The sequence below is a fragment of the Streptomyces sp. 8K308 genome, from assembly GCF_004348315.1.
GTDB lineage: Bacteria > Actinomycetota > Actinomycetes > Streptomycetales > Streptomycetaceae > Streptomyces.
In genome coordinates this window covers 1-11,024 of record NZ_SMKC01000247.1, presented here as the reverse complement: position 1 = coordinate 11,024, position 11,024 = coordinate 1, and the positions used below count along the sequence as shown (strand labels likewise).

Genomic DNA, 11,024 nt, shown 5'->3' with positions numbered 1-11,024 from the left:
ACGGTGGCGACGTCGCCCGGCCGGTCGAAGCGCACGCTGGAGACGGTGCGTTTGGCCCGGCTGATTCTCTGTGCCATGGTCGCCTCGGGCACCAGGTAGGCCGCGGCGATCTGGCGGGTGGTCAGCCAGCCGACGGCGCGCAGCGTGAGCGCGACCGCCGATGCCGGGGTCAATGACGGGTGGGCGCACAGGAAGTAGAGCTGGAGCGTGTCGTCCACCGCGGACGCGGGATTGGGTGCCGGCTCCTCCTCGACGCGGTCCTCACGCCGGCGGCGGGCGACGTCGGCGCGGGTCGCGTCGAGAAACTTGCGCCAGGCCACGGTAACCAGCCAGCCCTTGGCGTCCCGCGGCTGGTTGTCCGCCCAGACCCGGAGCGCCTCGACCAGCGCGTCCTGCACGGCGTCCTCGGCCGCCGCGAAGTCGGCTCCGCGGCGGACGAGGACGGTGATGACGCTCGGCGTGAGGCTCCTGAGCAGGACCTCGTCCATCGGTGAGGTCACTCCGTGATGGTGGGCGCCGCGCCGTAGAACGGGCGCAGCTCGAGCCACTCGTGGATCGGCTTGCCGCCCGCCCCGGGGGCGGCCGACAGCTCCCCGGCCAGTTCGACGGCGCGCTCGTAGCTGTCGACGTCGATGATCATCCAGCCGGCGATGAGGTCCTTGGTCTCCGCGAACGGTCCGTCGGTGACCGGCGGGCGCCCCTCGCCGTCGTAGCGGACCCATGTTCCCTCGGGGGCGAGGGCTTGACCGTCGACGAACTCGCCGGTCTGCTCCAGCCGGGCCGCGAAGTCGTTCATGTACCGCACGTGCGCCGAGATCTCCTCTGGGCTCCACTGGTCCATCGGCACGTCGTTGACCGGAGCCGGGGCGCCGCGGTAGTGCTTCAGCAGCAGGTACTTGGCCATCGTGGTTCTCCTTGGTGATCGTGCGACCCATTGTGGTCGCGTTCACCCCGGGGACGGAGCCGGGCGCGGATTCTCGACATCGCCGTCCGGATTTTTTTCCGGGCTCTCGTGGATGGGCCTGGGCGGGCCGGAGCAGGCCCCTGTTCCCGCTGTGCGGAGGTTGCGAGGATCTCCCTGATGACGTACCGGGCGTTGGCTGAGATGACCGGGTTGGTGTCGCGGTAGTACGGCAGTTGGATGACCGCCATGGACAGCGCCCAGCCCCGGCCGCGGGCCCAGGTCGCGTCGTCGACGTCCACCGCGTCGCGGTAGGCCGGCCGCGCCGAGGCGGGGAGCAGGTTCCACGCCGGGATGAGGTCGGTGGCCGGTTCGCCCATGCCCACGGTGCCGAAGTCGATGATCGCCGAGACGCGGTCTCCGGCGAGCAGCAGATTGCTCGGCATCAGGTCGGAGTGCGTCCAGCAGGCCGGGCCGGTCCACGGCGGCACCGCGAGCGCCTCCTCCCAGGCCGCGGTGATCTCGTCGGCGTCGAAGGGCTCGTCGGTGCGGCGCAGCGCCTCGATCGCCGTCCGTGTCTCCTGGTCCTCGGTGATCAGCGGCTTCCCACGGTGCGCGGGCGGACCGCCGGGGAGATCGATCTGGCGGATGGCGATCGCGAACTCCGCGAGCCCCTTGGCCACGAGCCGGGGCTCGGACAGGTCGCCCTCGACCGGATTGCGGCCCTCGATCCACCGGTGCACCGCCCAGGGCAGGGGGTAGCCCTCCCCCGGGGCACCGGTCGCCACCACCTCCGGGATCGGCAGCGGCAGCAGCGGCGCCAGCTGGGGGAGCAGCCGCGCCTCCATGGCGACGGCCTCGGCGCCGCCGGGGTGCAGCGGCAGCCGGACGGTCAGGTCCGCGCCGAGCCGGTAGATCGCGTTGACCGTGCCTCCGGACGCGAGCCGGCTGATGGGAAGCTCCGCCCACCGGGGGAACTGGGCGCGCAGCAGCCGCCGGACCAGGTCGGCGTCGGTCTCGGCCTCGTTCGGGTGCATCGTGCCCATGTACCTCACCAGAGCTTTCGGTTCCTGCCGGGGGCGTCGGCCGACCGGCACCGGTACGCCCGCGGGGATCGACCGCGGGGCCCGTCCGTGGCGTCGGCGCCAGGGCGGGTCAGGTCGTGCCGCGGACGTTCAGGCGCGGCGTCAGGACGGCGGGTGGCGGCAGCTCGCCGGCGAGGAGCTGGTCGACCTGGTGGACGGCCAGTTCGCCCAACCGCCGCTTGTCGAGGTGGAGGGTGGTCAGCGGCGGGTCGAGCAGATCGGTGATGCTCAGCCCGTCGTACCCGACAAGCGCGCAGTCGTCCGGCACTCGGACACCGAGGCGGCGGGCGGCCTGGAGGGCGCCGATCCCGACGAGGTCGTTGAAGGCGAACACGGCGGTGACGTCCGGGTGCGCGGCGTGCAGCGCCTCGAACGCGGCGGCGCCGCCGTCCAGGGTCTGCTCGCCCACGACTCTCCAGCTGTCGTCGACGGGCAGGGCGTGTTCCGCGGCGACCTCGGCGAAGACGCGGCGCCTGACGAACGGGTCGCAGACCGGCGTGCAGTCGATTATGCCGATCCGGCGGTGCCCCCGGTCGATGAGGTGCCGCATCCCGGCCCTGATCCCGGCCGCGGTGTCGACCTCGACCAGTGCGTGGGTGGACGAGGCCATCCCGCGGTCGACGATGACCAGCGGCACCGAGCCCACGTGCGGTTCGAGTTCCGCGTCGGGGTGGCTGAGGTAGCTGACGAGTGCGTCGACCTGCCGGCCGAGCGAGCGGAGCAGGGTCAGCTCCCGGGACGGGGTGTTCTCGGTGCTGGCCACGAGCACCTGCCAGCCGCGCTGGTCCGCGGCCGCGAACACCCCGGCCATGAACTCGGGGAAGTACGGGTTGACCACGTCGGGGACGATGAGCCCCACGGTCACGACCTCCGGCCGGACCAGCCCCCGGGCGAACCGGCTGGGCCGGTACCGCAGCCGTCGGGCGACGTCGAGCACCCGGCGCTGGGTCTCCGGGTCGATCTCGCCCTTGCTGTTGATGGCCCGCGAGACGGTCTGGTGGGACACGCCGGCGGCCTCGGCCACGTCGCGGAGTGTGACGCGCTTGCCCGTGCCCGTGCCCGGGGAGCGCCGTCCCCGCTCCTCTTCCGTTTTCCGCTGTCCAGCCACGTCGCCTACTCACCCCGTGCCATGTGCCTCGCGTCCCAAGTCAATCAGGTTCACCGGTGGTCCGTGCCGCGCCCGGCGGCCCGCCCATGGATCGCGGATCGCCCGAGACCGGGCATTGACGGGACCGATTCGGTGAGCCAGAATCCGTTACCGCTCACGTTAACGGTAACGGGAGCTCGTCGCGCACCGCCAGGGCACGAGCCGCGGCTCCCGTTTCCGGGGCAGAGCCGAGACCTAGGAGAGAGATGTCTTCTCGCACCACAACGGCCACCGACTACGTCGAGGACGTCTCGCCGGGCACCGGGGTGCTGCCGCCCCGCGCCTGGTACGCGGACTCGGACGCCAGGACGCTGTCCCTGAACGGGAGCTGGCGCTTCCGTCTGTCACCGGCGGCCGACACTGAGGACGACTCGTTCGCCGAGCCGGGATACGACGCGGGGAGCTGGGCCGAGGTGACCGTGCCAGGACACTGGGTCCTGCAGGGCCACGGCTCCCCCGTCTACACCAACCGCCTGTACCCCTTCCCGGTCGACCCACCGCGCGTCCCGACGGAGAATCCGACCGGTGATCACCTGCGCGTCTTCGACCTGCCGGCCGACTGGCCATCGGGCGGCCAGGTGGTGCTCCGCTTCGACGGCGTCGAGTCCTGCGCCCGGGTGTGGCTGAACGGCACGGAGCTCGGCGAGTTCAAGGGCTCGCGGCTCCCGCACGAACTCGCGGTCGGGCAGCTGCTCAGGCCGAGTGGCAACGTGCTCGCGGTCCGAGTTCACCAGTGGTCGGCCGGCTCCTACCTGGAGGACCAGGACCAGTGGTGGCTGCCGGGCATCTTCCGTGACGTCACGCTGTTGCACCGCCCGGCCGGCAGCGTCCGCGACTTCTTCGTGCACGCCTCGTACGACCACCTCACCGGCGCGGGCACCCTGAGGGTCGACTCGGACGTGGCCGGCCGGATCACCGTGCCCGCGCTGGCGGTCGACGTCGCCACCGGCGAGTCCGTGACCGTCCCCGTCGAGCCGTGGACCGCCGAGACGCCCAAGCTGTACGACGGCGTGCTGGCCACCGAGGGCGAGCGCGTGCCGCTCCGGATCGGCTTCCGCACGGTCGCCCTCGAGGACGGCCTGATCAAGGTCAACGGAAGGCCCGTCCTCTTCAAGGGCGTCAACCGGCACGAGTGGCACCCGGAGCGGGGCCGCGCCCTGGACCCGGAGACCATGCGCGAGGACGTGCTGCTGATGAAGCGGCACAACATCAACGCCGTCCGGGCCTCGCACTACCCACCGCACCCGGCCTTCCTCGACCTGTGCGACGAGTTCGGACTGTGGGTGATCGACGAGTGCGACCTGGAGACCCACGGCTTCGAGGACCAGTCCTGGCGCGACAACCCCGTCGACGACGACCGCTGGACCCCGGCCCTGCTCGACCGCGCGACCCGCATGGTCGAGCGCGACAAGAACCACCCGTCGGTCGTCCTGTGGTCCCTCGGCAACGAGGCCGGCACCGGGCGCGGTCTGACGGCCATGTCCGAGTGGATCCACGGCCGGGACCCGTCGCGGCTCGTCCACTACGAGGGCGACCGCGACTGCCGTGACACGGACGTGTACTCCCGGATGTACGCCTCCCAGGCCGAGGTCGAGCGCATCGGCCAGGAACTGGACGGCGGCACGCACAAGCGCCGCCGACTCCCCTTCATCCTCTGTGAGTACGCGCACGCCATGGGCAACGGCCCCGGCGGGCTCGCCGACTACCAGCGGCTCTTCGAGACGTACGAGCGACTCCAGGGCGGCTTCGTCTGGGAGTGGATCGACCACGGGATCGAGCACCCCGAGCTCGGCTACGCCTACGGCGGTGACTTCGGCGAGGAACTGCACGACGGGAACTTCGTCTGCGACGGGCTGCTGTTCCCTGACCGCACACCCTCGCCTGGGCTGCTCGAGTACCGGAAGGTGATCGAACCGGTCCGCATCGAGGGCGACAGCACGAACGGCACGGTGCGGGTCACCAACCGGCACGACTTCGCCGACCTGTCCGCGCTCGCCTTCGAGTGGTCGTACCAGGTGGAAGGCGAGACCGTCGAGGCCGGCATCCTGTCGGTGCCGCCGCTCGCACCGGGCGAGTCCGCCGACGTGCGGCTGCCCGAGCCGCCGGCCGCCCCGTGCGGCGGCGAGACGCGGTGGACGATACGGGCACTGCTCGCGGCGGACACCGCGTGGGCGCCGAGGGGCCACCCCGTGGCGTGGGGCCAACTCCCCGTCACCGCACGGCAGGTGCCCTCCGTCACCGCCTCCGGCAGGCCGGCACTCGGCGAGCGGCGGATCACCCTCGGACCTGCCGCCTTCGACCCCCGCACCGGCGCCCTGACGTCGATCGGCGGGGTGGCGGTCGACGGGCCGCGCCTGGACGTCTTCCGGGCGACCACCGACAACGACGACGGCACCTCCTGGGAGGACGGCGTGTGCTTCGGCGCGCTGTGGCGCACGTTCGGCCTGCACCGGATGCGGCACCGCCTCGACTCCGTCGAGCTGGGCGACGACGCGCTGACCGTGCGGACCAGGGTGGCGCCCGCCGCCCGGGAGGCGGGCCTCGCCACCGTCTACCGGTGGACCTCCGACGGCACCCGGCTGAAGCTGACCGTCTCCGTGACGCCCGAGGGCGACTGGCCGGTACCGCTGCCCCGGCTCGGCATCCGGTTCGGGCTCCCGGGCTCCACTGACCGCGTCCGGTGGTTCGGCGGCGGTCCAGGTGAGGCGTACCCGGACACCAGGTCGGCCGCCATGCTGGGCCGTTGGGAGTCCACGGTCGACGAGCTGCAGACGCCGTACGTCCGCCCGCAGGAGAACGGCGCCCGCGCCGACGTCCGCTGGGTCGAGATCGGCGGCCTCAGGATCGAGGGCGACCCGGAGTTCTGGTTCAGCGCGCGGCGCTGGACCAACGAGCAGCTGGACGCCGCCGCGCACCGCACCGACCTCACGCCCGGCGACCGGGTGTGGGTCAACCTCGACCACGGCCAGCACGGCATCGGCTCGCAGTCCTGCGGCCCCGGCCCGCTGCCGCGGTACCACCTGCCGGCCAGGGCCGCGGAGTTCTCCTTCCACTTCCTGGACACCATGTGACAGACACGGTCGTGAAGTCGCCGGCCGACGGCCGGCTCTTCACCCGTCCGGCCGCGGCCGCGTCCTGCGTCGGATTCGTCCTCATCGGCATGCTCCAGGCCCTCTACGGCCCGGCGGTCCCCGGCCTGCGGGAGGAGTACGGGCTGACCCCGTCCGGCGCGGGCCTGGGCCTGAGCCTGCACTTCGCGGGCGGGCTCGCGGGGGTCCTCGCCTTCAACGCCATCCACGCCCGGATCAGCAACCGGGCGCTGGTCGTCGCGAGCTACGGCCTGATGGCGGCCGGCGGCGCGGGCTTCGCGCTCGCCCCCAACTGGCCCGTGGCACTGGCCGCCGCCTTCCTCGGCGGCCTCGGCTTCGGCGGCATCGACTACGGCCTCAACCAACTCTTCGCGGTCGGCTTCGGCGAGAGGTCCACCGCCATGCTGAACGTGCTCAACGCCCACTTCGGCATCGGAGCGGTGCTCGGGCCGGCCGTCGTGGCCTGGCTGGGCCCCGACGACTACGCGTACGCCTTCGCCGGCTGCGCGGTGCTGGCGGCGGCGCTCACCCTGACCACGAACGGCATCCGCACGAGGACGGCGGCCGGCGCCCCGTCCGAAGCCGCGCCGTCCGAAGCCGAGCCGTCCGTGAAGCTGGGCGTGTCCCGCGTCCTCGTCGGCTTCGTCGCCCTCTACATCCTGAACGTCGCCGTCGAGGCGGGTGCGGGCGGCTGGGAACCCACCCACCTGGAAACCATCGGCTACGGCGCCACCGTGGCCGCCTCGGCGACATCCGTGTACTGGCTGATGATGACGGCGGGCCGCTTCCTCGTCGTCCCGATCACGCTGAGGTACTCCCCGGAACGCATCCTCACCGTGTGCGCGGCCGGCATGACCGTCTGCCTGCTGCTCACGCTCTTCAAGGGCGCGGCGCCCCTGGCCTACGCCGGTCTCGGACTGTTCATCGCGCCCGTCTTCCCCACCGGCCTGCCCTGGCTCAACAGGGCCCTCCCACAGTCCAGACGCGCCGGCGCCTGGGTCATCGCGGCCTCGATGCTCGGCGGTGTGGCGGCGCCGCCCCTGCTCGGCCTGGGCATCGAGGTGTCGGGGATCCATGCCGTGCCCTGGCTGCTCACCGCACTGTCCGCCGCCTCCCTGGTCGCGACGGTCCGGCTGATCCGCCTGACGAGGACATCCGGGTCCTGGCGGTCAGGGGCGGCGTGACGGCCATGGGAAACGGAGCCGGCGGAGGACGGCTGGAGGGCGCCTCGCGATGGACGTGGCCCGCGCCCCGGGTGGTGCCGGCGAAGGTATTCGAAAGGATGTGCGGGCCTGGCTAGATCGTTAGACTTCCGGCATGTCCGCAGCCGATGATCGCCAGGGCGAGCCGCTGACCATCGCGCAGCTCGCGAAGCGCGCCGGGGTCTCGGTGGCCACGGTCTCCAAGGTCGTCAACGGGCGGGCCGACGTGGCCCCGGCGACCCGTGCGCTGGTCGAGGACCTCATTCGCCGGCACGGTTACCGGCGGCAGAAGGTGGCGGGGCCGGCCGCCCTGCTCGAACTCGTCCTCCACGAGGTGCGCGGGCCCTATCCGACCGAGATCTACCGCGGCGTCCAGCGGGTGGCCGCGGAGCACCAACTGGCCGTGGTGGTCTCGGAGCTCGGGGGCAGTCACACTCCGGAGCGCGGCTGGGTCGAGGGGGTGCTGGCCCGCCGCCCGACCGGCGTGGTCTCGGTGTTCTCGGGGCCGACCGGTGAGCAGGCCGAGCGGCTGCGCACCCGGGGCATACCGTTCGTGCTCGTGGACCCGACCGGGGAGCCTGGGCACGGTGTGCCGTCGGTGGGTGCGAGCAACTGGAGCGGCGGGCTGTCCGCCACTCGGCACCTGCTGGAGCTCGGGCATCGGCGCGTCGCCGTCATCGCCGGCCCCGAACACCTCCTGGCCGCCCGGGCCCGGCTCGACGGTTACCGGGCCGCCCTCGACCTGGCCGGCATCCCCCTCGACCCGACGCTGGTCCGCGTCGGCGAATTCCACATCCTGGACGGCCTGAAGCACACCCGCGATTTGCTGCGCCTGCCGGAGCCGCCGACGGCCGTCTTCGCGAGCACCGACGGCCAGGCGCTCGGCGTCTACCGGGCGGCGGCCGAGGCCGGGTTGCGCGTTCCCGAGGATCTGAGCGTCGTCGGCTTCGACGACCTCTTCCCGAGCCAGTGGCTCACCCCGCCGCTCACCACCGTCCGCCAGCCGCTCGCCGACATGGCCGCCACCGCCGCCACCATGGCGATCACGCTGGCCCGGGGCCGGCCGTTGGATCGCAGGCGCGCCGAGCTCGCCACCGAGCTCGTGGTCCGCGACAGCACCGCTCCTTTCCGCGGCTGAACGCCGAATCCTGTCGAGAGGCGGCGTTCCGCGCGCTGCCTGTCATCCTTGCTGTCTGATGCATCGACTCGGCGTTCGGTGATTCGAACGTCGAGGATCGCTGGTGGACGGCTCCCTGCCCTCCGCCGACCGTCGCACCGTGGCGCCACGCACCATCGCGTCACGCACCGCTCCATCCCGTTCCGGTGAGGCTGCGCCCAGGCGGCCGAGAAGGTGAGGCGTCCGAGCACCGCCCGCCACCGTGTGGTGAGCCCTCGGCCGACACCCTGGTATCCCATGGCTGCCGCGCTCGGGGCGCGCCGCACGCCCATCTGTGGGCTCCACCGGCTGCTGCCCGGTGGGACCGGGACCGGTTCCGCTCCCCGCCAACTCCTCAGAAAGGATGGCCAGATGGATCAACCGATACGGGCGGGCACGTATGCGGCCGCCAAGGCGGCGACCGGTCCTTCGCCCGTATCTGGGCCAACGAGCTCAAGAGCCGCGGCATCCGGGTCAACGCGATCTCGCCGGGCACCATCGACACCCCCGCGCTCGACGCCGTGGCCGCGGGAGGCGGGCCCCTCACCAAGGCGTGGTTCGCCGCGGGCGTCCCACTGGGCCGGATCGGGCGCCCGGAGGAGGTCGCCGACGTGGTGGCCTTCCTCGCTTCCGAGCAGAGCAGCTTCGTCCTCGGCGCCAACCTGTACGTCGACGGCGGCGAGAACCAGCTCTGACCCACGGGGCGACATCCGTTGGCGACGCGAGGCCGGAGAGGGTCACAGCCGGGTGGCCGTGCGGATCAGTCCGGCGAGGGCGGCGGAGCGGCTGTGCGCGGGCCAGGCGATGTGGGTGACGACGGGAGGCGCGTCGGTCAGGGGGACGGCGGCGTGCCCGGCCCACAGCCAGGCGCGGGCGGAGTCGGGAAAGATGGCCACGGTGCGGCCGAGGGCGATCAGCTGGGCCAGCTGCGTCTGGTCGTGGATCTCGGGGCCCGGGCCGGACGGGTAGGTGCCGTGGCGGGACCAGCGGGCCAGCGGGAGGTCGGGGACGTCGCTGACGTCGGCCACGGACAGGGTCCTGCGCGCGGCAAGCGGGTGCCGGCGGGCAGGATGGCGATCTGTCCCTCGGTCAGCAGCTCCTCGCTGTCGAACCCGGCGAGGGAGTTGAACGGCTTGTGCATGAGCGCCACGTCGGCGCGGCCGTCGCGCAGCATCTGCTCCTGCTCACACGTGCCGCTCGGCAGCACCTCGATGTCGACGGCGTCGGGCTCGGCCGCGTAGGCGTCGAGGAGCTTCCGCAGCAACTCGTGGGACGCGGCGGCCTTCACCGCAAGCACCAGGCGGTTGCGGGGGCCGCCAGGCCGGTCGGCGCCACCGGCGCGCCGGGTGCGGCGAGCGGCGGCGACGGTCGCGTCGAGGGCCGCACGGCCCTCGTGTAGCAGTACCTCTCCGGCGTCGGTCAGGGAGACGCCGCGGCGGTTGCGTTCGAGCAGGGAGACGCCGAGGCGCCGCTCGAACTGCTGGATCGCCCGGGACAGCGGTGGCTGGGCCATGCCGAGGCGTTCGGCGGCGCGGCCGAAGTGCAGTTCCTCCGCGACGGCCATGAAGTACCTCAGCTCGCGGGTCTCCAAGGCGTCCATGGCCACAGCCCTCTCAGTGATACCTACCGGGTATGACAGGGCACTGTATCGGTGTTGGATGCGCCGCTCGTCCGCGGGCGAGTATCAGCGACATGAGCGAAACGAAGGTCGCGCTGGTGACCGGCGCGAACAAGGGGATCGGGTACGAGATCGCGAGGGGACTCGGCGTCCTCGGGTACCGCGTGGGCGTGGGGGCCCGCAACGGGTTACGGCGCGAGTCCGCCGTCGAGAAGCTGCGGGCCGCCGGGGTGGACGCGTTCGGGGTGCCCCTGGACGTGACCGGCGACCAGAGCGTCACCGAAGCCGCGGAACTGGTCGAGCGGCAGGCCGGGCGCCTGGACGCACTGGTCAACAACGCCGGCATCTCAGGGGAGACGGGGCCGGGGTGGGTGCAGGACCCGACCACGCTCGACCTCGACGAGGTCCGGGCGGTCGTGAGACCAACGTCATCGGCGTCATCCGGGTGACCAACGCGATGCTGCCGCTGCTGCGGCGCTCGACGTCGCCGCGCGTCGTCAACGTCTCAAGCAGCGTCGCCTCCCTGACCCGGCAGGCGAGCTCCGACGTCAAGGCCGGCCCGATCATGGCGGCCTACTCGCCGTCGAAGTCGTACCTCAACGCCGTCACCGTGCAGTACGCCCGACGTCTCGCGGGTACGAACATCCTGATCAACGCCGCCTGCCCGGGCCTGGTCGCGACCGACTTCACCGGCTTCCACGGACCCCGTACTCCTGGGCAGGGCGCGGCCACGGTGATCCGGCTCGCCACGCTGCCGGCCGGCGGCCCGACCGGTTCGTTCTTCGACGACGACGGCCTCATCCCCTGGTGACCCCGAACCCCGAAC

Annotated in this window: 7 protein-coding genes and 3 pseudogenes; 5 read left to right on the top strand and 5 right to left on the bottom strand. The window is 72.5% G+C overall.

Going from position 1 to position 11,024, the window contains the following annotated elements; all coding sequences use genetic code 11:
* From E1265_RS26435 to E1265_RS26420, 4 genes are all read right to left on the bottom strand, one after another.
* On the bottom strand, window positions 1-488 hold a 488-nt coding region (locus E1265_RS26435; protein ID WP_279571466.1), incomplete at its 3' end, for a sigma factor.
* A gap of 8 nt (window positions 489-496) precedes the next feature.
* The gene (locus E1265_RS26430) at window positions 497-904 is read right to left on the bottom strand and encodes a YciI family protein (protein WP_132933514.1); all 408 of its coding nucleotides are present in this window, start codon (window positions 902-904) and stop codon (window positions 497-499) included.
* Window positions 883-1,947: an aminoglycoside phosphotransferase family protein gene (locus tag E1265_RS26425; RefSeq protein ID WP_347877250.1), complete on the bottom strand. Its 1,065-nt coding sequence runs from the start codon at window positions 1,945-1,947 to the stop codon at window positions 883-885. The genes E1265_RS26430 and E1265_RS26425 overlap by 22 nt, the downstream gene beginning before the upstream one ends.
* Window positions 1,948-2,056: 109 nt before the next feature.
* Entirely contained in the window at window positions 2,057-3,094 is a 1,038-nt protein-coding gene (locus E1265_RS26420; protein WP_132933513.1) for a LacI family DNA-binding transcriptional regulator, read from the bottom strand.
* Between the two features lie 245 nt (window positions 3,095-3,339).
* Here E1265_RS26420 and E1265_RS26415 point away from each other — a divergent pair, with 245 nt between their 5' ends.
* From E1265_RS26415 to E1265_RS26400, 4 genes and pseudogenes are all read left to right on the top strand, one after another.
* Entirely contained in the window at window positions 3,340-6,204 is a 2,865-nt protein-coding gene (locus E1265_RS26415; RefSeq protein ID WP_132933512.1) for a glycoside hydrolase family 2 TIM barrel-domain containing protein, read from the top strand.
* On the top strand, window positions 6,201-7,406 hold the full coding sequence (locus tag E1265_RS26410; RefSeq protein WP_132933511.1) for an MFS transporter: 1,206 nt from the start codon (window positions 6,201-6,203) through the stop codon (window positions 7,404-7,406). The genes E1265_RS26415 and E1265_RS26410 overlap by 4 nt, the downstream gene beginning before the upstream one ends.
* 133 nt (window positions 7,407-7,539) lie before the next feature.
* The gene (locus tag E1265_RS26405) at window positions 7,540-8,562 is read left to right on the top strand and encodes a LacI family DNA-binding transcriptional regulator (RefSeq protein WP_132933510.1); all 1,023 of its coding nucleotides are present in this window, start codon (window positions 7,540-7,542) and stop codon (window positions 8,560-8,562) included.
* Between the two features lie 411 nt (window positions 8,563-8,973).
* A pseudogene (locus E1265_RS26400) lies at window positions 8,974-9,275 on the top strand (SDR family oxidoreductase); the annotation flags it as partial.
* A gap of 42 nt (window positions 9,276-9,317) precedes the next feature.
* Here E1265_RS26400 and E1265_RS26395 read toward each other — a convergent pair.
* Window positions 9,318-10,180, bottom strand: a pseudogene (locus tag E1265_RS26395) (LysR family transcriptional regulator).
* Window positions 10,181-10,272: 92 nt separating this feature from the next.
* On the opposite strand from E1265_RS26395, the pseudogene E1265_RS26390 reads away from it, so the two are divergent.
* A pseudogene (locus E1265_RS26390) lies at window positions 10,273-11,009 on the top strand (SDR family NAD(P)-dependent oxidoreductase).
* Window positions 11,010-11,024 lie beyond the last annotated feature (15 nt).

What these genes read in the sequence shown, in the direction of transcription:
- E1265_RS26430 (WP_132933514.1), bottom strand. Translation starts at nt 904, where the DNA reads ATGGCCAAGTACCTGCTGCTGAAGCACTACCGCGGCGCCCCGGCTCCG.
- E1265_RS26425 (WP_347877250.1), bottom strand. Translation starts at nt 1,947, where the DNA reads ATGGGCACGATGCACCCGAACGAGGCCGAGACCGACGCCGACCTGGTC.
- E1265_RS26415 (WP_132933512.1), top strand. Translation starts at nt 3,340, where the DNA reads ATGTCTTCTCGCACCACAACGGCCACCGACTACGTCGAGGACGTCTCG.
- E1265_RS26405 (WP_132933510.1), top strand. Translation starts at nt 7,540, where the DNA reads ATGTCCGCAGCCGATGATCGCCAGGGCGAGCCGCTGACCATCGCGCAG.